This window comes from Pseudomonas sp. UYIF39 (assembly GCF_029963765.1).
GTDB lineage: Bacteria > Pseudomonadota > Gammaproteobacteria > Pseudomonadales > Pseudomonadaceae > Aquipseudomonas.
Map to the genome: position 1 here is coordinate 1 of NZ_JALBYU010000016.1, position 20,854 is coordinate 20,854.

The following is a 20,854-nucleotide window of genomic DNA, read 5'->3' on the forward strand; positions in this document are numbered from 1 at the left end:
ATGCTCGCTCCCACAGGGGTTTTGTGTACGCCGCAGATCAACTGTGGGAGCGAGCTTGCTCGCGATGGGGCCAGTCCACCCAATCGAGAATAATCAGATCACCCCACGCAAATGCTCGAACAACATCCGGCTCACCGGTGACAGCGCCGCTTCATCGCGCACCACCAGCACCAACGCGCGATCCGACCAGTCATCCGTCAACGGCACCGCGTGCAAGCCCAATGCCTGGCCAAACAGTTCATAGGCCTTTTGCGGCAGGATGCCGATGCCCATATTGGCCTGGACCATCCGGCACATGGCATCGAAACCCGGTACATGAATCCGCAGCCGCAGCACTTCGCCGGCCTCGCGTGCGGCCGCGTGGGTACGCATATTGATCGAACTGGCAGAGTGCAGACCGACGTAATCGCTGCCCAGCGTATCGGCGAAAGCCAGGCTGGAACGACTCGCCAACGGATGATCGGGCAGCATCAACACCACCAGTTTGTCCTGTCGATAAAGCACGCTGTGCAGACCTTTGACGTCGCTGTCACTGGAGCAGATCCCAAGGTCCGCCACGCCATCCAGCACGCCCTGAATCACCCCGCTGCTGGGGCGTTCTTCGAGGTCGGTCTTGACCTGAGGATGACGCTCGGAAAAGTCCCGCAGGTCTTCGGGCAGAAACTGGATGATCGCCGACAGGTTGGCGAGCATCCGCACATAGCCGCGCACACCGTGGCTGTGCTCGCCCAGTTCGAGCCCCATTTTCTCGACGTTGAACAGCATCTGCCGAGCGTGGTGCAACAAGGTTTCACCGGCCGGCGTCAGGGTCATGCCCTTGGCCTGGCGCACGAACAGGCTGATGCCCAGCGCTACTTCCAGCTCCATCAGCCGCTTGCTGGCCGCCGACACGGCGATGGCTTCACGCGCGGCGGCACGGGTCAGCGTGCCCTCCTCATGAACGGCGACAAACAGCTGGAGAGTGATCAGGTCGAGGCGGCGGATCAGGCTTTTTTCCAGCATGGAGGGCTCGATGACTTCTGTTCGACTGAGTCGGCAGGATAGCCCGGTTTCTACGCGACTCGGCAAAGCAAATTGCCCACAACATCACGAGGCATCGCCCTACACATAAATCTCTTGTAACACTCAGCCGTACCGGAAACAGCCGATTCAAAGCCTCCGCCGCGCTCTGTAAAGTCTGGAAACACACACGAACTGCAACAATTCCATGGATCGTTTCACTCAAGGAAAGTCATTTTCATATGGACCAGACAGCACAGGCGGCAAACCGCTACACCAACTACCGCAAAGTCATCGCGTTGGCCGATCACGATTGGGAGAGCGCCGAAGCCGGGAACATTTCGGGGCTTAACGTCGAAATCAAAAGTGCCAACCGGATGCTCGATCAGCACGGGCGCGCGTTTCATCATTTCTGCACGACGTCGTACCTGGGCCTGGATCACCATCCCGACATTCTCGACGGCGCCATAAACACACTGTGGGAAGCCGGCACCCTGCGCGTCGCCAATTCAAAGAACCGCTGCAAGCTGGCAATTCTGGAACAGTATGAAACCGAACTGTCCGAGTTGTTCGGCGCCAGTTGCCTGAGCGCCCTGTCGTGCAGTGCGGCGAGTGCCGGGATTCTGCCCTTGCTGGCTAGCGGCGTGTTTACGGAAAACCGCCCTCCCGTGATGGTCTTTGACCGGTTGGCGCATTACTCGATGAATCACCTCAAAGCCGCCTGCGCGGATGAAACAACGGTCGTGACCTGTCCTCATAACGACATGGATTTTCTCGAGAAGCAGTGCCAGCAACACCGTTCCGTCGCGTATGTCGCGGACGGCGCCTACAGCATGGGCGGGGTCGCGGACATGGACAGCCTTTTGTACCTGAAGGACCGCTATGGGTTGTTTCTCTATCTGGACGATTCCCACGCGCTGTCCGCCGTCGGAACATTAGGCGCAGGCCTCGTGCGCCCCAGGATGCACGCCCTGGGGGATGACTGCCTGATCGTCGCCTCGCTGGCCAAGTCGTTTGGCGCCAGCGGTGGTCTGGTAATGCTGGGCAATGAACGGCAGAAGAAGCTCATTGCACGTTACGGCGGCCCCAGCAATTGGTCGCAAAGCCTGAACAGTGCAGCCATTGGCGCAGGCAGAGCATCCATCCAGCTTCATCGCACGCCGGAATTTGCCGCGTTGCAGGAAAAACTTCAGGCTAATATCCAGCTCTTTGACAGCCTCATACGAACCGATCAACACAACAGCAACATGGCGATTCGACTGGTCAAATGCGGCGAAGCAGCGCTGGCCAACAGCATCGCCATGGAACTGGCCAATCACGGTTTCTTCACCTCGGCCGTGTTTTTTCCGGTGGTCGCACAAGGCAAGGCAGCCATCAGAATCACCCTGCGCGCCGACATGGAGCCGACGCTGATCCGCCACTTTTGTGAACTCATCACCGGGTTTTTACGCACTCGAGGCCGGGACATCGGCTGTTGAACTGAAACCAGGGAAGATTCAATGAAGAGCACCACCACCCTCCTCGTCACTTGCAGCACGGTTTTCCTCGCCCAGTTGGGCATGAGCATTTACCTGCCGGCGCTGCCGGAGATTGCCCGGGACCTGTCCGCCGACGCCTCGCAGGTTTCCTGGGGGCTGGCGGTGTATCTGATCGGCATGGCGCTGCCGATGTTGTTCTGGGGCAGCCTGGGCCAGCGCATCGGCCGCAAACCGGTGCTGCTCGCTGCGCTGGGCATCTACGGGTTGGGCAATCTGGCCCTGCCCCTGAGCCAGACGCTTGAATCGTTCCTGGCGTTTCGACTGGTTCAAGGCATTGGCGCCAGCGGCATTTCGGTTATGGCCCGGGTGCTGATCCGCGACAGTTTCCGCGGCGAGCTGCTGGCCAAGGCGTTGTCCTGGATTTCGATTTCCTTTGTGGTGGCGCTGGGGATCGGCCAATACCTGGGGTCGATCATCCAGGTGGCGCTGGGCTGGCCAACGATTTTCTACCTGTTGGGTGCTGTGAGTCTGATGATGGGGCTGGTCGTGGCTCGGGTTACGTTCCCGGTGCTGGCCGAGGAGAATGCCCCGTCATCCGCCTGGCCGAGTTACTGGCGCATTTTGCGTCATCGCGCCTTTCTGTTGCCGGCCCTCACCGGCGGCCTTGGGTACGGGGTGATTGTCGCGTTCAACACCGCAGCGCCGCTGATTCTGCAAGGACCGTTCAACTGGTCGGCCGTGGAATACGGGGTGTTGGGCTGGCCGATCAGCGCGGCCTATTTTCTGGGGGCTTTGGCGGTCAATAGCTTTGTACTTCGCACCGGTCAACGCGGGTTGATGACGGCGGGTGTGGGGCTGGTGCTGGCCGGCAGCGCGGTGATGTTGCTGGGGAGTTTGGCGGGCACTTCAGTGGCGCTGCTGTTCTGGTTGCCCTATTGCGTGGCGGTTTTCGGCCAGTCTTTGACTTATCCGATCAGCCTGTCCCTGGCCAATGACGGTTCGCCGGTCGGCGGTGCGTATGCGATGGCGTTGAGCGGTTTCATTCATCAACTGATGGCCGCGGTTATCGGCGGGATCGCCAGTTTGATCGCGAGCCCACAAGCATGGCCGTTGTCGCTGTTGTGTACCTTGCTGGCGTTGGGCGCGATGCTTTGCTTGATGCTCGCGCCCGGTCGCAAAACCTCCTAAAACGCGCTGCGGAAAATCTCCTCGATCTGGCGCTGATCCGCCACGCGAGGATTGGTCAGGCCGCACGCATCTTTCAAGGCATTGGTGGCGAGGATCGGGATGTCGTTGAGCTTGGCGCCGAGCTCACGCAAACCGGCGGGAATGTCCACGTCTTTGGACAGGCTGCGGATCGCCACGATGGCCGCCTGGGCGCCCGCTTCCGGGGTGAGACCGTGAACATCGGCGCCCATCGCAAGGGCGACATCGGTAAGGCGATCGGCGCAAACCAGAGCGTTGAAGCTTTGTACGTGGGGCAGCAGGACCGCGTTGCACACACCATGAGGCAAGTCGTAGAACCCGCCCAATTGGTGAGCCATGGCGTGGACAAAACCCAGGGATGCGTTATTGAACGCCATGCCGGCGAGGAACTGCGCGTACGCCATGTTTTCCCGCGCGGCCATGTCACTGCCGTCGCGGACGGCCAGGCGCAGGTTGTTGCTGATCAACGTGATCGCCTTCAGTGCGCAGGCATCGGTGATCGGATTGGCCGCCGTGGAAACGTAGGCTTCGATGGCGTGGGTCAACGCATCCATGCCAGTGGCAGCCGTCAGGCCCTTGGGCATGGCGACCATCAGCGCCGGGTCGTTGACCGACAGCAGCGGCGTGACGTTGCGATCGACAATGGCCATTTTCACGTGACGGGATTCGTCGGTGATGATGCAGAAACGGGTCATCTCGCTGGCGGTGCCGGCGGTGGTGTTGATGGCGATCAGCGGCAGTTGCGGCTGGGTGGATTGATCGACGCCTTCGTAATCGCGAATCTGCCCACCGTTGGTCGCGCATAACGCGATGCCTTTGGCGCAGTCATGAGGCGAACCGCCGCCCAGGGACACCACGAAGTCACAGCGGGTTTCTTTCAGCAGACCCAGACCGCTCTCGACGTTGGCGATGCTCGGGTTAGGCTTGGCGCCGTCGAAAATCACCGAATCGATGTCCTGCATCGCCAGTTTCTCGGCGATCATCTTCGCTACGCCCGCCTTGGCCAGCCCGGCGTCGGTGACGATCAGCGCCTTGCGAAAACCGTACTTGCCAATGGCGTCCATGGCTTCGTCGAGGCAACCGATGCCCATGATGTTTACGGCGGGGATGAAAAACGTGCTGCTCATGAGCGAGTCTCCTGATTGAAGCCGAATCGGCAGCGCCGATCTGGCGGGGCTCACAGAATCGACCTATCGGTCATGAAGTAACTTGATCTGGCTCAAGTCTTGGTCGTGATAAAGTCGCCGCCCCATCAGACCCTCTGCTTTGAGACTTTGAACGCAATGACCGATTTCCAGGATGTTGATGCCCAACTTGAAGACTGGAACGCCTTGCGCGCCACCGCCTCGTTCAGCGGCCTGCTGGTGGGTAACGGCGCCAGTCGCGCCGTGTGGGACGATTTCGGCTACGACTCGCTGTTCGAAAACGCCCGTACCGTAGAAGAAAAACCCCTGAGCCAGTCCGAGTTGAGCGTGTTTGATGCCATGCAGACGCGCAGCTTCGAGCAGGTGCTCAGCGCACTGAAAACCACCAGCCGGGTCAACAAGGCCTTGGCCGTGAGTTCCGCCGCACCGCGCAATCGTTACTACGCGATCAAGGAAGCGCTGATCAACACCGTGCACGCGGTGCACATCCCGTGGCGGCTGGTGGTGCCTTCGACGCTGGCGGCGATCAATCAGGAATTGGGCCGTTACCGGACTGTGTTCACAACCAACTACGATCTGCTCAGCTACTGGGCGATCCAGCACCAGCCTGATGCGATCAGCGACCTGTTTCAGGGTGCAGAGCCGAGCTTCGATTTGAGCGCCACGGCGACCGATAAAACCCGGTTGCTTTACCTGCATGGCGGGCTGCATCTGGTACGGAATCAGGACGGCACGGCGCGCAAACTGATGTCGACCGAGGGCACGCTGCTCGGCAGCTTCGCGATCAACAACACGATCAAGACCCTCGACGACGTGCCGCTGTTCGTCAATGAAGGTCCGGCGCAGGACAAGCTTAAAACCATTCGCAGCTCAGACTATCTGTCGTTCTGCTACGACCAGCTACTCAGTCATGGCGACGGGTTGTGCCTGTTCGGTCATGCCCTGGGTGAGCAGGACAGCCACATCATCCACGCCTTGCGCCAGGCGAAACCGCAAAGGGTGGCGATCTCGATTTATCCGCGCAGCAAGGCGTTCGTTCAGCACCAGAAGCGGCATTACGCGAAGGTGTTTGAAGGAACCGGGAGTGAGTTGCGGTTTTTTGATTCGAAGACGCATGCGTTGGGTAGCCCGAAGCTTACGGTTCCAGTCGAAGTTTAGCAGCGACGCGGCTGACGCCTTCGCGGGCAAGCCCGCACACAGGGGATTTGTATTGGACTTGAATGGTGGATTCAGAGCACCGGCAAGGTCTTGTCCTTGATCACCGTGGTCCGCCCGTTGGCTTTTACGCTGGCGATGCCTTTCTCCAGCGCGGCAGCGGAGGTGTAAGCCTCGCTGCTACCGATGATCTCGTGGTTACCTGCCTTGAGGTTGAAGTAAGGATGGCCATCCTTGGTGGCTTTCTTCTCGTAGCGTTCATCCTTCGGGCTGTTGCTCTGAACCGACACGATGCCTTTGTCGGCGGCAGCGCGGGTGGTGTACAGCTCGCTGGTCAGAATGGTTTCCGCGTTGGCGGCCTTCAGTACAAATTTGAACTGACCATTGCTGCTTTTGCTCACTTCATACCATCCAGACATGCTCTTTCTCCTTGGCAATTGAGTGGTTTCGCGCTTCAGAGTAAAGACCAACCTGCCCTACTTCACCACCGCACGCACCACCGATAACTCCGGCGCCTGCACCCGTCGCTGACTCAGGTACCGCGTACAACTTACCCGCAAAAACGAGGCGAAATTCACCACCTCGCCGCGGTAGTCCATCACCTCTTCATACAGCTTGGCGATCAACTGGTTGGTGGTCATGCCGTCGACCTCGGCGATTTCGCTGAGGATGTCCCAGAACTGATTCTCCAGCCGCAGGGTGGTGACCACCCCGCAGATGCGTAGCGAGCGGGAGCGCGATTCGTAGAGAATCGGATCGGCTTTGACGTAGAGCTCGCACATGGAAAGGTCCCTCGTTACAGCGTGATTTTGGTGCCCAGCAACCCGAGGAAACCGGCAAGCCAGCTCGGGTGCGCCGGCCAGGCTGGCGCAGTGGCCAGATTGCCTTGTACGTGGCCTTCCGTCACCGGAATATCGATGAACGTACCGCCCGCCAAGCGCACTTCCGGGGCGCAGGCCGGGTAGGCGCTGCACTCGCGACCTTCGAGAATCCCCGCGGCCGCCAGCAATTGAGCACCGTGACACACCGCGGCGATCGGTTTGCCGGCCTTGTCGAACGCGCGCACCAGTTCCAGGACTTTTTCGTTCAGGCGCAGGTATTCCGGCGCACGACCACCCGGCACCAGCAGGGCGTCGTAGTCCTCGGACTTGACCTTGGCGAAGTCGAAGTTCAGGGCAAACAGGTGACCGGGTTTTTCGCTGTAGGTCTGGTCGCCTTCGAAGTCATGGATCGCCGTGCGTACGGTCTGACCGGCGGTTTTGTCCGGGCAAACGGCATGCACCGTGTGGCCAACCATCAGCAGCGCCTGAAACGGCACCATCACTTCGTAGTCTTCGACGTAATCGCCGACCAGCATCAGAATTTTTTTAGCCGCCATGGGGAGGACTCCTCTGGGAAATACGTGGGCCTGCAGGAGTATTCAAGGTAGTCCTTAATCAGCATGACAGGTAATACCCGACTACTACGCCAATCCCCTGTAGGAGCATTACTCGCAACTGTACGGATAACTCTGCGCCTAGCTGTAACAGAGCAGCCTGCACAGTTTGTGGCTAGATGAAGACTCTTCCCGCCACCCTAGATTCTGGTTGCCATCATGTCCTCGCGCGAAAACACCGGCATGGCCCTCGGCCTGCTCGGCGTTGTGATCTTCAGCCTCACCCTGCCCTTCACACGGATCGTCGTGCAGGAACTCCATCCACTGCTCAACGGCCTAGGCCGTGCGCTGTTCGCGGCGGTTCCGGCGGCGTTGCTGTTGCTCTGGCGCCGGGAGAAGTGGCCGACCTGGAAGCAGGTCAAAGGCCTGACCCTGGTGATCGCCGGGGTGATCCTCGGCTTCCCCGTGTTGTCGGCCTGGGCCATGCAAACCTTGCCGGCGTCTCACGGTGCGCTGGTCAACGGCTTACAGCCGTTGTGCGTGGCGCTGTACGCCGCGTGGTTGTCCCACGAACGACCGTCGAAAGCCTTCTGGGCCTGCGCCGCGCTGGGCAGTGCGCTGGTGCTGGGTTATGCGCTGATCAGCGGTGCCGGCAGCATTCAGGCCGGTGATTTGCTGATGCTCGGCGCGATTGCCGTGGGCGGCTTGGGGTACGCCGAGGGCGGCCGATTGGCCAAGGAGATGGGCGGTTGGCAGGTGATCTGCTGGGCGTTGGTGCTGTCGACGCCGTTGCTGATCGGGCCGGTGGTGTACCTGGCGCTGCAACATCAGGGCGAGATTTCGGCCAAGACCTGGTGGGCCTTCGGTTACGTCTCGCTGTTTTCGCAGTTCATCGGTTTCTTTGCCTGGTACGCCGGGCTGGCGATGGGCGGCATTGCCCGGGTCAGTCAGATCCAATTGCTACAGATCTTCTTCACCATCGCTTTTTCGGCACTGTTCTTCGGCGAACACATTGAGCCGATCACCTGGCTGTTTGCCGCCGGAGTGATCGTGACCGTGATGTTGGGACGCAAGACGGCCGTGCGCCCGGCGCAACCGGGCACGTTACCGGCAGGGATTCAGGTCAAGCCTTAGCAACCAGCAGACCATCGGCCTGTAGCAGCGTTTCGAGGCAATGTTCACTGATGTGATAGAAATCCTTCAGTTCCTGAATCTTCACCAACAGCTGGGCCGGATCAACCGGCTCGGCACGTTTGACCGCCAGGATCATCTTGTTCTTGTTGGTGTGGTCCAGTGAGATGAACTCGAACACCTTGGTCTCGTAACCGCAGGCTTCCAGGAACAACGCACGCAAACTGTCGGTGACCATTTCCGCTTGCTGGCCCAGATGCAGACCGTATTGCAGCATCGGCTTGAGCAGCGCCGGGCTCTGGATTTGCAGGCGGATCTGCTTGTGGCAGCACGGCGAGCACATGATGATCGAGGCGCCGGAGCGAATGCCGGTGTGGATCGCGTAGTCGGTGGCGATGTCGCAGGCATGCAGCGCGATCATCACGTCCAGCTCGCTCGGCGCCACACTGCGCACATCACCGCACTTGAACACCAGCCCCGGATGCTCCAGCTTTGCAGCCGCAGCGTTGCACAGATTGACCATTTCTTCGCGCAACTCGACGCCGGTCACCACGCCTTCGGCCTTCAAGGTGTTGCGCAGATAGTCATGGATCGCGAACGTCAGGTAACCCTTGCCCGAGCCGAAGTCCGCCACCTGAACCGGCTTGTCCAACGCCAGTGGCGAGGTGGTCAGCGCGTGGCTGAAGACCTCGATGAACTTGTTGATCTGCTTCCACTTGCGCGACATCGCCGGGATCAGCTCGTGCTTGCTGTTCGTCACACCAAGGTCGGCCAGGAACGGCCGGCTCAGGTCGAGAAAGCGGTTCTTCTCGCGGTTATGCTCAGCGGACGGCACCTCACGCAATTGCTGAGGTTTGCTCTTGAACAGCGAAGACTTGCCCTTTTTGCTGTATTCCAGCTGGGCTTCATCCGTCAGCGACAGCAAATGCGCATTTTTGAACGATGCCGGTAAGAGTTCGGCGATGGTCGCTACACCCTCGGCAATCGGCAAATTCTTGGTGATGTCGCGGGTTTTGTAGCGGTAGACGAAGGACAGGCAGGGCTGATCCTTGACTGTCAGTTGCTTGATGATCAGCCGCTGCAAGTCCACTTCAGTACCGACGTACTTGGCCAGCACCAGTTTGATGAAGGCGTTCTGGTCAAGGCTGGATTGCAGCAGGTCGATGAACTGGGCGTGATGATCCGGCGCGAGGCTGGCGGGAGTGGCGGTGACAGACATGGGAAAAACGGCCTCGGGCGGTGCGGATCGGGGAATGGCGGGTATTTTAGGGGCGAAGGCCGTCAGGAACACGCAGTTATTTACCGAACGGTGCGAATCGTGAGGCAAGCAGAGTTCCCTGTGGCGAGGGGACTTGTCCCCGTGCGGCTGCGAAGCAGTCGTAAAACCTGAGAACTCGGTCTAACCGATGAATCGAATGGGGCCGCTTCGCGACCCAACGGGGACAAGTCCCCTCGCCACAATGATGTGTGTCAAATCCGGAGCGTAAGCTCAGCCTAAAACCACCAAGCGATTCGGCAATTCATTCCGCACATGCGTCACCGGCACATGCACCTTGAGCAACTCGCCACACGCCTCCACACACGTCACAAACCCTTGCAACGTCTGCCCCTGCTTCACCTGCTCAGTAAACGTCGCAACAATCCCATCCCAGTTCTTGTTGTCCAGCCGTTTGGAAATCCCTTCATCCACCAGGATTTCCACATAGCGCTCGGCTTCGCAGACAAAGATCAGCATGCCGGTGCTGCCCACCGTGTGGTGCAGGTTTTGTTCCAGAAACTGCCGACGCGCCAGATTGGATGCACGCCAGTGGCGCACCGAGCGCGGAATCAGGCGCGTGGTGATTTTCGGAATCCGGAACACCAGGCACAGCACGATGAAACTGATCCATTGCACCAGCAACAGACTGTGCAGGGTCAGCCAGCCCGTGAGGTAATGCACGATACCCGGCACCACCAGCGCCAGCAGGCTGGCCCAGAGCAGCGGGATGTACGCGTAGTCGTCGGCGCGGGCCGCGAGCACAGTCACCAGTTCGGCGTCGGTGTCGCGCTCGACACGGGCAATCGCCTCGGCAACTTTGCGTTGTTCGTGTTCAGTCAATAAAGCCATGTTCACCAATGCCCGTTCGCTATTGTTATTAACTGCAGTGTTATCACCAGCCGCCCGAGGAACCACCGCCCCCGAAACTGCCCCCGCCACCGCTGAAGCCCCCGCCTCCACCGCCGCCACCAAAACCTCCACCGCCGAAACCGCCGCTAGAACCGCCTCGGCCGCCGCCGCTGGGCAGGATCCCGAGCATCTGGCAGACGAAAATCGTCAGGATGAACAGCATCACCAGAAACACGAAGATCCCCGGATGCCGTGAGACGAAGTCGCTTTCCTGATTGCCGCCGGAGTCATACACCGTGGACGGCTCATCCAGCGGATTGCCGCCCAGCACCACGAGCATTGCCGCGACCCCGTCGCTGATGCCCTTGCTGAAGTTGCCGGTTTTGAACGCCGGGGTGATCACCTGATTGATGATCACCGAGCTTTGCGCATCGGTCAGCCGATCTTCCAGGCCATAACCGACTTCAATCCGCAGCTTGCGATCGTCACGCGCAACGATCAGCAGCGCGCCAGTGTTCTTGTCCTTCTGGCCAATGCCCCAGTAGCGCCCCAGTTGATAACCGAAGTCCGCAATGTCGGTGCCCTGCAAATTCGGCAACGTGACCACCACCAGCTGCTCGCCGGTGGCTTTTTCATGGGCCTGAAGCTGTTGCGTCAGCTGCTCACGCACCGCAGGCTCGATCATCTGGGCGTTATCGACCACCCGCCCGGTCAGTTCCGGAAACTTCAACGCAGCCTGGGCCGTCAGGGCAAACACCCAGAGCAACAGCACCAGGCCAATTTTCAACACGCGCATGGGCAACCTCATCCGTGGTGACGCTTTAAACCCGTCCCGGCGCTTACTGGAACTTCACTTGCGGCGCTTTTTCCGCATCGGGGCTGGTGGCCTCAAAGGTTTCGCGGATCGGCAAATCGCTGTACATCACGGAGTGCCACAGGCGACCGGGGAACGTACGGATTTCCGTGTTGTATTTCTGCACGGCGAGGATGAAGTCCCTACGCGCCACGGCAATGCGGTTCTCGGTGCCTTCAAGTTGCGATTGCAGAGCCAGGAAGTTCTGGTTGGCCTTGAGGTCCGGGTAACGCTCGGACACCACCATCAGACGGCTCAAGGCACCGGTCAGTTGATCCTGGGCCTGCTGGAACTGTTTGAGTTTTTCCGGGTTATCCAGAGTCTTGGCATCGACCTGGATCGATGTGGCCTTGGCCCGGGCTTCAATCACGGCGGTCAGGGTTTCTTCTTCGTGCTTGGCGTAGCCCTTGACGGTTTCCACCAGGTTGGGAATCAGGTCGGCACGGCGCTGGTACTGGTTCTGCACCTGGCCCCAGGCGGCCTTGGCCTGTTCGTCGAGGGTCGGGATCGTGTTGATGCCGCAGCCGGCCAGCAGTGTGGTCAGCAACATCAAGGCTGCAACCTGCAGGCTCGACCGATAGTGGTGTCGTACATTCATCTGGTTGACGCTCCCTTGCACATTCCGTTGAAAAACAACCTGCGAACTTTGAACCCGGCTCTTGGGGCATAATCTGCGGCCACCACTGGATTGCATCGAGCCAATGGGCTAAAAGATGCCCCAGCGCGAAAACACGCAGAAGTGTGCTGCATTTACTTGAACAACAATAGTCGCTCCCTAAATTTTGGCTGACCGGCGCGTATTCACTGCCGTTTAGGCTTTTGAGAAAACTATTCATGAAGAAGCTGTGTTTGCTGGGCCTGTTCGTCAGCCTGGCCAGTCATAACGTATTGGCCGCCACGACGCCCGCACCTCTGGAAAACAAGGACGCGTTCATCAGCAACCTGATGAAGCAGATGACCCTCGATGAAAAAATCGGCCAGTTGCGCCTGATCAGCATCGGCCCGGAAATGCCTCGGGAGCTGATCCGCAAGGAAATCGCGGCCGGCAACATCGGTGGCACGTTCAACTCGATCACCCGCCCGGAAAACCGTCCGATGCAGGATGCGGCCATGCGCAGCCGGTTGAAGATCCCGATGTTCTTCGCCTATGACGTGATCCACGGCCACCGCACCATTTTCCCGATCCCGATAGCCTTGGCCTCGAGTTGGGACATGGACGCCATCGGCCTGTCCGGGCGCATCGCCGCCAAGGAAGCCGCGGCGGACAGCCTCGACATCACCTTCGCACCGATGGTCGACATCTCCCGTGATCCGCGCTGGGGTCGGACTTCCGAAGGCTTCGGCGAAGACACGTACCTGGTGTCGCGCATCGCCGGCGTCATGGTCAAAGCCTTCCAGGGCACGGGCGCGAACGCGGCCGACAGCATCATGGCCAGCGTCAAGCACTTTGCCCTGTACGGCGCGGTCGAGGGCGGTCGCGACTACAACGTCGTCGACATGAGCCCGGTCAAGATGTTCCAGGACTACCTGCCACCATACCGCGCCGCCATCGACGCCGGTGCTGGCGGGGTGATGGTTGCGCTGAACTCGATCAACGGCGTGCCAGCCACCGCCAACACCTGGCTGATGAACGACCTGTTGCGCAAGCAATGGGGCTTCAAGGGCCTGGCCGTCAGCGACCACGGGGCGATTTTCGAGCTGATCAAACACGGCGTCGCCCGTGACGGTCGCGAAGCCGCGAAGCTGGCGATCAAGGCCGGCATCGACATGAGCATGAACGACACCCTCTACGGTAAAGAGCTGCCGGGGCTGTTGAAGGCGGGTGAGATCCAGCAAAGCGACATCGACAACGCCGTGCGTGAAGTGCTCGCCGCCAAGTACGACATGGGCCTGTTCAAGGACCCGTACCTGCGCATCGGCAAGGCTGAGGATGATCCGGCCGACACTTACGCCGAAAGCCGTCTGCACCGCACCGAAGCCCGTGACGTCGCGCGCCGCAGCATGGTGTTGCTGAAGAACCAGGGCGAAACCCTGCCGCTGAAGAAAACCGCGAAAATCGCCTTGGTCGGCCCGCTGGCCAAGGCACCGATCGACATGATGGGCAGCTGGGCCGCCGCCGGCAAACCGGCGCAATCGGTGACGCTGCTCGACGGCATGACCAACGCACTGGGCGCGCAATCGACGCTGATCTACGCTCGCGGCGCCAACATCACTAGCGACAAGAAGGTGCTGGATTACCTGAACTTCCTCAACTTCGACGCACCGGAAGTGGTGGACGATCCGCGTTCGGCCCAAGTACTGATCGACGAAGCCGTGAAAGCCGCCAAGGATGCCGATGTGGTGGTGGCAGCGGTGGGCGAGTCCCGTGGCATGTCCCACGAATCGTCGAGCCGCACCGACCTGAACATCCCGGCCAACCAGCGCGATTTGATCAAGGCCCTGAAGGCCACCGGCAAACCGCTGGTGCTGGTGCTGATGAACGGCCGTCCGCTGTCGATTCTCGAAGAGAAGGAACAGGCCGACGCGATTCTGGAAACATGGTTCAGCGGCACCGAAGGCGGCAACGCCATCGCCGACGTACTGTTCGGCGACTACAACCCGTCGGGTAAATTGCCAATCACCTTCCCGCGATCGGTAGGCCAGATTCCGACCTACTACAACCACCTGAGCATCGGCCGGCCGTTCACGCCGGGCAAACCGGGCAACTACACCTCGCAGTATTTCGATGACACCACAGGGCCCCTGTTCCCGTTCGGTTTCGGCCTGAGCTACACCGATTTCAGCCTGAGCGACATGGCGCTGTCGTCGACCACACTGAACAAAACCGGCAAGCTCGACGCCAGCGTCATGGTGAAAAACACCGGCAAGCGTGACGGCGAAACCGTGGTGCAGTTGTACATCCAGGACGTGACCGGCTCGATGATCCGTCCGCTCAAGGAACTGAAGAACTTCCAGAAAATCACGCTCAAGGCCGGCGAACAGAAAGTCGTGCACTTCACCATCACCGAGGACGACCTGAAGTTCTTCAACGCCCAGCTTAAGTACGCGGCAGAACCCGGCAAGTTCAACGTGCAGATCGGCCTGGATTCACAGGACGTGACGCAGCAGAGTTTCGAGTTGCTGTAACCGTCCAAACACTGCGAAACCTGTGGGAGCGAGCTTGCTCGCGATGGCGGTGTAACAGTCAACAGAGATGTTGGATGTTATGACCTCATCGCGAGCAAGCCCGCTCCCACAGTGGTATTTGGTGTGGCGACTATCCCCGTCGATCCAGCAGATTCACCACCAGCCGATCCACCCATCCCCAAATCCTTTGCTTCACCCGCCGCCACAGCGGCCGGCGTTGCCATGCCTCCAGGCTCACCTCTTGGCTCTGCGCAAAGTCCCTCTCGAAACTCGCCGCCACCGCCCGCGTCAGTCCAGGGTCCAGCGCCTCAAGGTTGGCTTCCAGGTTGAAGCGCAAATTCCAGTGATCGAAATTGCACGAGCCGATGCTCACCCAGTCGTCGATCAAGACCATTTTCAAATGCAGGAAACACGGCTGGTATTCGAAGACTTTCACCCCGGCCTTGAGCAATCGCGGGTAGTAGCGATGCCCGGCGTAGCGCACCGACGGGTGATCAGTGCGTGGCCCGGTCAGCAGCAGGCGCACGTCAACGCCTCGGGCGGCAGCCCGGCGCAATGAACGACGGACTTTCCAGGTCGGCAGGAAATACGGCGTCGCCAGCCAGATCCGCCGCTGGCCGCTGTTCAACGCGCGAATCAACGATTGCAGGATGTCCCGGTGTTGGCGGGCGTCGGCATAGGCGACCCGGCCCATGCCCTCGCCCATGGACGGCACGCGTGGCAGACGCGGCAAGCCAAAATGCGAAGCGGGTTTCCAGGCGCGCCGATACCGGTTGGCGATCCATTGGCGGTCGAACAGCAACTGCCAGTCGATGACCAAAGGGCCGGTGATTTCCACCATCACTTCGTGCCATTCGCTGGTGTCTTCACCCGGCGTCCAGAATTCATCCGTCACCCCGGTGCCGCCCACCACGGCCATGCTCTGATCGACCAGCAACAGCTTGCGGTGATCGCGGTAGAAGTTGCCCACCCAGCGCCGCCAGCTCAGGCGATTGTAGAAACGCAGCTCCACACCCGCCGCCATCAATCGCCGGCGCAGGGTCAGGGTGAACGCGAGGCTACCGTAATCATCGAACAGGCAGCGCACGCGCACACCACGTTCGGCGGCCTGAACCAACGCCTGAACCATCGCCTCGGCACAGGCACCCGCCTCCACCAGGTACAGCTCCAGCTCGACCTGTTCTTCGGCGCGAGCAATCGCGACCAGCATCCGTGGAAAAAACTGCGGACCGTCGATCAACAGCTCAAAACGGTTGCCTTCACGCCAGGGAAAAATCGCGCCGGCCATGTCAGCGCGCCGTGAAAATCAGTACCGCACCCACCGGCACCGACAGACTGATGGCCGACAAAACGGCGATCTTGCGCAAACTTTCCAGGCCGGGGGCCAGGTCGAAATCCGCGGCATTGATGATCAGCGGTTCGAGGGTCACCACCTGGAAACGCCGGTCATCGAGACGGGTTGCCAGCAGTTCGGCGGTGTATTCGTGTTGTTTACCATGGAGGTTGACGGCCAGCGGCAGGCGCAATTCAAGTTGCGCGCCGGGCGCCAGATCGTTGATCGGGCGTAGGTCAATCTGCGCGGTGATCAGTGTTTCGGGGAAAGTCTGGATCTCGAACAGGTCCTTGCGCATGCGCTCATCGCGCAGCGGGATGCCACTGTTGACCGAGTCCATCTCGACTTCCACCTCGGCCAGGCCTTTGGGGCTGACCTTGCCGTGCAGCAACAGAAAGCGCTGCACTTCGGAAATGTTGGTGTTTTTGGTGCTGATGAACGACAGCCGCGAGGACTCGCCATCCAGATACCAATCGGCATGCGCCGACAGGGCGGTGCCGCCCAATAACAGGAAAGCGAGGGTTTGGCAGAGGAAGCGGTTGAACATAGAGACTCGTGGGGCAGATAAACCTGAACGAACCTTAACCGCCCGTGAGCCAATTGCAAACTTGTAGCAGCTGCCAAAGGCTGCGTTCGGCTGCCAAGCAGTCGTAAATCCTGCATGCAAGATTCTCCAGACACACCGCGGTGTCTGATTTCACGACTGCTGCGCAGCCGAACGCAGGCTTCGCCAGCTGCTACAAGGACAGTGGTGCTCAGGGATTCAAGCGGCAGCCCTGGCGTTCGCCGACCCACACGGCGCTGTTGCTGCGGCCCATGCCGCTGACGGTAACGCGCTTGCTGGCCGTGTCATCAGTAAAGCCACTGGTCGGCAGCCACTGCTTTAAATAGCCGTGGCAGTACTCGGTCGGGTTGTTCATCACGTAACGACACGAACAATACTCCTTCGCGGTGTAGGCGCTGATGATGTCCGGGAACGCCCACAGCGCCACGCGCTCCTGCCAGATCCAGCCGAGCAAGGCGATCAACAGGATCAACAACAGCGTGCTGAACGGTCGGCGACGAACAAAGCTGCGACGGTTCATGGCTGCACCTTCGCGGCAAATGCCTTGAGCGCGAGTTTGAGCAAATCGTTGTGCTGATAGCTGCCGTCACGGTCATCGCCGTAGCGCACGATCACCAGGTTTTCGCCGGGAATCACGTACATTGCCTGACCCCAATGGCCCAGCGCGGAGAAGGTGTCGGCGGGTGCATCGGGCCAGGGTTTTGCCGCGCCATCCGCAGCTCGATTGAGCCACCAATGGCCGCCGGGGACGGCGTCGTCCTGATGGGCTTGATAGTGGGCGAACGGTTCGCGGTTGAAAGCAATCCAGTCCTTGGGCAGCAATTGCCGCTCGCCCCAACGACCGTTGCGGGCCATCAACAGACCGACTCGCGCGAGATCCCGGGCGGTGAGATAGGCATAGGACGAAGCGACGAAGGTTCCCGTGGCATCGCTTTCCCAGACGGCGTGGCGAATCCCCAAGGGTTCGAACAGAGCAGTCCATGGATAGTCCGGATAGCGGGTCGGGCCGACGATGGTTTTCAGCGCGGCGGACAACAAATTGCTGTCACCGCTGGAGTAACGGAATGCCTGACCGGGTTTGGCGTATTCACCGTGATCGGCGGTGAACGCGGCCATGTCCGGGTGACCACGGGTGTAGAGCATCGCGACCACCGAGGATTTCAACGGTGCGTATTCATAGTCTTCCTGCCAGTCCAGGCCCGAGGCCCAATGCAGCAGGTCGGCCATGGTCATCATCGGGTGTTTTTCCAGCGGTGGATAAAACTTCAGCGCCGGGTCCTGGAGCTTGAACAGGCCTTCGCCATAGGCCACGCCGAGGACCGTGGCCATCAAGCTTTTGCTGATGGACCAGGACAGGTGCAGGGTGTCAGCGGTGGTCGGGCCGGCGTAGCGTTCGTAGATCAACTGGCCGTCGCGGATCACCAGCAAGGCATCGGTGCGGATACCTTTTCGGGTGGCCTCATCACGGGGTGGGAAGGCGTAAGTCTCCAGCGCTTGAAGCGCCGGCCCGCTGACTGTCGGACCGGTTGACCATTGCTCGGCAGGCCAATATTCGGCGTGGGCCGTGAGGCTGAGCAGGAGCATAAAAACCAGGGACAAGCCTTTGGACATGGTGAGGGCTCGGAGGGGTGGACCTGCTGAGCCTAGTCGCGGTTGATGACAGTTTTTGAGTTTGCATTGTTCTTGAGGCCGCCTTCACGAGCAGGCTCGCTCCCACATTTTGAAATGCATTCCTCCTGCGAGAGCGGGCTTGCTCGCGAAGGGGCCAGTCAATCCAGCGAAGATCCCGTGAGCGCCTTGGCCAATCGCTTCCCCCGCGCACCCGTCGCCAAATCCATCACACCCTGATCGCGCTGCCACATCGCGCCCCAATGCTGCGGGCCATCGGCCAATGCCTGAGTCACCTCAGCCTTGAGCCCATCGAACTGCGCGAACAAGCCACCAAGCAACACATGCCCGGACGGATTATTCGGCGCCTGCCGGCTGACTTCCGCACACCCGGCCAGCAGCGCCAGCAAACGCAGTTGCAAGCCTTGCGGCCAGTCGCTGTCCTGACCGATGCCGTACAGCCAGGCGGTCATGGCGCTCAGAACGTAAATGTCTTCAAGGGTGCGAAACGGTTTGATGTAAGCATCCCAGCCATCCCCCGCCAGCAGTTCGCACTGAGCGTTATCGAGAAACAGCCGGCCATGGCTGATGTCTGGCATCAACGGGATCGCCGGTAGCTTTTCCAGACGCACGCCCGGTTCATCGGGATAGACCACCGCCAGGCTCAGGCGCGGTTTTTCGTCGGGGGCTTCACTGCGAGCAGCAATCAGCAGCCAATCGGCGGCATCGCCTGCGGTGACAAAATCCTTGCGCCCGCTCAGACGCAAATCGTGCAGACGGGTCTGCATATCCGCCACCTTCAGGCTGCGCTGTTCGGTCGCGCACAAGGCGCCGAGGCTCAGCGGCGCGCTCGGCCAGAGCATGCGCAACGCCGCCTGATAGCCCACCAGAAACGCCAGCCCCGGCGTCGACATCAAACGCCCGCCAGCCACCGCCAGTTCGAACGGCGTGACGTTGCCCAACTGGTGCAACAAGGTCGCGAACCCCTCGCCCAGGTCCGGGTTGGCGGGCAGACGATCGCGGCGGCGCAGCAGGTTTTGCCAGGGCATAAGAGGCTCCTCGTGGGCTGTCATATAAGCATCACCAAAGCTTCATGGCGATGACACCGGGGCTACATAGCCTGACTTTGCACAACACGGCCGCATAAAGAAAGTCGATCGGCTGCAACCCAAGACGGGTGACCGGCCCGTATGGAGATTCGCAATGACTCAGATCGCCCGCATCAGCGACACCGGCAATGAACGCCGCCTGCAAGCCGAACGCCTGGTGGGCGCCGAGGCCTTGCAGGAAGCCCAGGCCTTGCGCTTCAACGTGTTCAGCGGCGAGTTCAACGCAAAGCTGAAAGGCGCAGAGCTGGGTCTGGACATGGATGACTATGATGTTCACTGCGCCCACATCGGTGTACGGGACTTGAACACCGGGCGTCTGGTGGCGACCACCCGTTTGCTCGACCATACGGCCGCCAGCAGCCTGGGCAAGTTCTACAGCGAAGAAGAATTCAGCTTGCACGGCCTGCTCCATCTGAAAGGCCCGATTCTGGAAATCGGCCGCACCTGCGTCGACCCCGCCTACCGCAACGGCGGCACCATCGCCGTACTTTGGGGCGAACTGGCCGAAGTGCTGAACCAGGGCGGCTACAGCTATTTGATGGGTTGCGCGAGCATCCCGATGCAGGACGGCGGCATTCAGGCCCACGCAATCATGCAGCGCCTGCGCGAACGCTACCTGTGCACCGAACACCTGCGGGCCGAACCGAAAAAACCGCTGCCGAGCCTCGACATCCCGTCCAACGTCATCGCCGAAATGCCGCCGCTGCTCAAGGCCTATATGCGTCTTGGCGCGAAGATCTGCGGCGAGCCGTGCTGGGACGAAGACTTCCAGGTCGCCGACGTGTTCATCCTGCTCAAGCGCGACGAACTCTGCCCGCGTTATGCCAAACACTTCAAGGCGGCCGTGTGATGAGTCGGTTACGGGTATACGCGCGAATTGCGCGAGTGCTGGTGGTGGTGGCGCTGGGGTTGAGCATGGCCGGAGTGTTCGGACTGTTCGAGCGTTTGGGGATTGCTCATTCGATGGTCCGCCGCCAACGCTGGTCGCGGTTCTTCATGGCGCGCTTGAGCAACGCCCTGCCCTTTCGCGTGACCGTGCACGGTCAATTGCCGAAAGCGCCGATGCTGTGGGTCAGCAACCATGTGTCCTGGACCGATATTCCGCTGCTGGGCATGCTCACGCCGCTGTCGTTCCTGTCCAAGGCCGAAGTGCGCACCTGGCCGGTGGCGGGCTGGTTGGCGGCCAAGGCCGGCAGCTTGTTCATTCGCCGAGGATCGGGCGACAGCCAGTTGATTCGCAAACAGATGACCCGTCATCTGGAGCAGGAACATCCGCTGCTGATGTTCCCGGAAGGCACCACCACCGATGGCCGTTCGTTGCGCACTTTCCACGGTCGATTGCTGTCTGCGGCGATCGACTCGGAAGTGAAGTTGCAGCCGGTGGCGATTCGTTATCTGCGCGACGGGAAGCTCGACTCGCTGGCGCCGTTCATTGGCGATGATGATTTGCTCTCGCACCTGATGCGCTTGTTTGCCCATGATCGGGGTGAGGTGGAGATTCATTTGCTCAAGCCGATCGCGTGTGAAGGTCGCGAACGTGCAGCACTGGCGTTCGAGGCGCAGCAGGCGGTGCAGAAGGCGTTGTTTGGCGAAGTGGCCAAACCGGCGGAACCACGGCGTACTGGCGAACTCATCGCCGCCTGACCCCGCTTTTCTGTAGGAGC

The 20,854-nt window shown here is 60.4% G+C and carries 21 protein-coding genes; 7 read left to right on the forward strand and 14 right to left on the reverse strand.

Annotated features, from left to right (window positions below):
* Positions 1 to 93: 93 nt before the first annotated feature.
* Positions 94 to 1,002 carry a LysR family transcriptional regulator gene (locus MO767_RS20275; protein WP_282481955.1) on the reverse strand — a complete coding sequence of 303 codons (909 nt, stop codon included), beginning with the start codon at positions 1,000 to 1,002 and terminating at the stop codon, positions 94 to 96.
* Between the two features lie 239 nt (positions 1,003 to 1,241).
* Between MO767_RS20275 and MO767_RS20280 the strand changes: the two genes are divergently transcribed.
* Complete coding sequence (locus tag MO767_RS20280) at positions 1,242 to 2,477, forward strand: aminotransferase class I/II-fold pyridoxal phosphate-dependent enzyme (RefSeq protein ID WP_282481956.1); 1,236 nt, start codon at positions 1,242 to 1,244, stop codon at positions 2,475 to 2,477.
* A 21-nt stretch (positions 2,478 to 2,498) separates the two neighbouring features.
* Complete coding sequence (locus MO767_RS20285; RefSeq protein ID WP_282481957.1) at positions 2,499 to 3,665, forward strand: MFS transporter; 1,167 nt, start codon at positions 2,499 to 2,501, stop codon at positions 3,663 to 3,665.
* Here MO767_RS20285 and yiaY read toward each other — a convergent pair.
* Positions 3,662 to 4,810, reverse strand: coding sequence for an L-threonine dehydrogenase (gene yiaY / locus MO767_RS20290; protein WP_282481958.1), 1,149 nt, complete (start codon positions 4,808 to 4,810; stop codon positions 3,662 to 3,664). The two genes, MO767_RS20285 and yiaY, sit on opposite strands and share 4 nt — an antisense overlap.
* A 156-nt stretch (positions 4,811 to 4,966) precedes the next feature.
* Here yiaY and MO767_RS20295 point away from each other — a divergent pair, with 156 nt between their 5' ends.
* Positions 4,967 to 5,986, forward strand: coding sequence for a DUF4917 family protein (locus MO767_RS20295; protein WP_282481959.1), 1,020 nt, complete (start codon positions 4,967 to 4,969; stop codon positions 5,984 to 5,986).
* 71 nt (positions 5,987 to 6,057) lie between these two features.
* Here the strand turns inward: MO767_RS20295 and MO767_RS20300 are convergent, their stop codons facing one another.
* Genes MO767_RS20300 through MO767_RS20310 form a run of 3 tightly spaced genes read right to left on the reverse strand, consistent with a single transcriptional unit; the run spans position 6,058 to position 7,361 of the window.
* On the reverse strand, positions 6,058 to 6,402 hold the full coding sequence (locus MO767_RS20300; RefSeq protein ID WP_282481960.1) for a YegP family protein: 345 nt from the start codon (positions 6,400 to 6,402) through the stop codon (positions 6,058 to 6,060).
* A gap of 57 nt (positions 6,403 to 6,459) precedes the next feature.
* On the reverse strand, positions 6,460 to 6,765 hold the full coding sequence (locus tag MO767_RS20305) for a ribbon-helix-helix domain-containing protein (RefSeq protein WP_008025707.1): 306 nt from the start codon (positions 6,763 to 6,765) through the stop codon (positions 6,460 to 6,462).
* A gap of 14 nt (positions 6,766 to 6,779) precedes the next feature.
* On the reverse strand, positions 6,780 to 7,361 hold the full coding sequence (locus MO767_RS20310; RefSeq protein ID WP_008152949.1) for a DJ-1/PfpI family protein: 582 nt from the start codon (positions 7,359 to 7,361) through the stop codon (positions 6,780 to 6,782).
* A gap of 216 nt (positions 7,362 to 7,577) precedes the next feature.
* Here MO767_RS20310 and MO767_RS20315 point away from each other — a divergent pair, with 216 nt between their 5' ends.
* Positions 7,578 to 8,492, forward strand: coding sequence for a DMT family transporter (locus MO767_RS20315; RefSeq protein WP_282481961.1), 915 nt, complete (start codon positions 7,578 to 7,580; stop codon positions 8,490 to 8,492).
* Here the strand turns inward: MO767_RS20315 and MO767_RS20320 are convergent.
* From MO767_RS20320 to MO767_RS20335, 4 genes are all read right to left on the reverse strand, one after another.
* The gene (locus MO767_RS20320; protein WP_282481962.1) at positions 8,482 to 9,708 is read right to left on the reverse strand and encodes an SAM-dependent methyltransferase; all 1,227 of its coding nucleotides are present in this window, start codon (positions 9,706 to 9,708) and stop codon (positions 8,482 to 8,484) included. The two genes, MO767_RS20315 and MO767_RS20320, sit on opposite strands and share 11 nt — an antisense overlap.
* 270 nt (positions 9,709 to 9,978) lie before the next feature.
* A complete protein-coding gene (locus tag MO767_RS20325) occupies positions 9,979 to 10,596 on the reverse strand; it encodes a TPM domain-containing protein (protein ID WP_282481963.1) in 618 nt (205 codons plus the stop codon).
* A 43-nt stretch (positions 10,597 to 10,639) separates the two neighbouring features.
* The gene (locus MO767_RS20330; protein WP_282481964.1) at positions 10,640 to 11,392 is read right to left on the reverse strand and encodes a TPM domain-containing protein; all 753 of its coding nucleotides are present in this window, start codon (positions 11,390 to 11,392) and stop codon (positions 10,640 to 10,642) included.
* Positions 11,393 to 11,435: 43 nt separating this feature from the next.
* Positions 11,436 to 12,047, reverse strand: a complete 612-nt coding sequence (locus tag MO767_RS20335; protein WP_033058913.1) for a LemA family protein — start codon at positions 12,045 to 12,047, stop codon at positions 11,436 to 11,438.
* A 236-nt stretch (positions 12,048 to 12,283) separates the two neighbouring features.
* Between MO767_RS20335 and bglX the strand changes: the two genes are divergently transcribed.
* Entirely contained in the window at positions 12,284 to 14,575 is a 2,292-nt protein-coding gene (gene bglX, locus MO767_RS20340) for a beta-glucosidase BglX (RefSeq protein ID WP_282481965.1), read from the forward strand.
* 130 nt (positions 14,576 to 14,705) lie between these two features.
* Here the strand turns inward: bglX and MO767_RS20345 are convergent, their stop codons facing one another.
* From MO767_RS20345 to MO767_RS20365, 5 genes are all read right to left on the reverse strand, one after another.
* A complete protein-coding gene (locus MO767_RS20345; protein WP_282481966.1) occupies positions 14,706 to 15,863 on the reverse strand; it encodes a phosphatidylserine/phosphatidylglycerophosphate/cardiolipin synthase family protein in 1,158 nt (385 codons plus the stop codon).
* Position 15,864: 1 nt separating this feature from the next.
* Positions 15,865 to 16,455 carry a YceI family protein gene (locus tag MO767_RS20350; protein ID WP_282481967.1) on the reverse strand — a complete coding sequence of 197 codons (591 nt, stop codon included), beginning with the start codon at positions 16,453 to 16,455 and terminating at the stop codon, positions 15,865 to 15,867.
* A gap of 208 nt (positions 16,456 to 16,663) precedes the next feature.
* On the reverse strand, positions 16,664 to 16,993 hold the full coding sequence (locus MO767_RS20355) for an amidase (protein WP_282481968.1): 330 nt from the start codon (positions 16,991 to 16,993) through the stop codon (positions 16,664 to 16,666).
* Positions 16,990 to 18,084 carry a serine hydrolase gene (locus MO767_RS20360; protein WP_282481969.1) on the reverse strand — a complete coding sequence of 365 codons (1,095 nt, stop codon included), beginning with the start codon at positions 18,082 to 18,084 and terminating at the stop codon, positions 16,990 to 16,992. Before MO767_RS20360 ends, MO767_RS20355 begins: the two co-directional genes overlap by 4 nt.
* Positions 18,085 to 18,242: 158 nt before the next feature.
* Positions 18,243 to 19,130 (reverse strand): acyl-CoA dehydrogenase family protein, encoded by an 888-nt coding sequence (locus MO767_RS20365; RefSeq protein ID WP_282481970.1) that lies wholly within the window; start codon positions 19,128 to 19,130, stop codon positions 18,243 to 18,245.
* 154 nt (positions 19,131 to 19,284) lie between these two features.
* On the opposite strand from MO767_RS20365, the gene olsB reads away from it, so the two are divergent.
* On the forward strand, positions 19,285 to 20,040 hold the full coding sequence (gene olsB / locus MO767_RS20370; protein ID WP_149629023.1) for an L-ornithine N(alpha)-acyltransferase: 756 nt from the start codon (positions 19,285 to 19,287) through the stop codon (positions 20,038 to 20,040).
* Positions 20,040 to 20,834: a lysophospholipid acyltransferase family protein gene (locus MO767_RS20375; protein WP_282481971.1), complete on the forward strand. Its 795-nt coding sequence runs from the start codon at positions 20,040 to 20,042 to the stop codon at positions 20,832 to 20,834. The genes olsB and MO767_RS20375 overlap by 1 nt, the downstream gene beginning before the upstream one ends.
* Positions 20,835 to 20,854 lie beyond the last annotated feature (20 nt).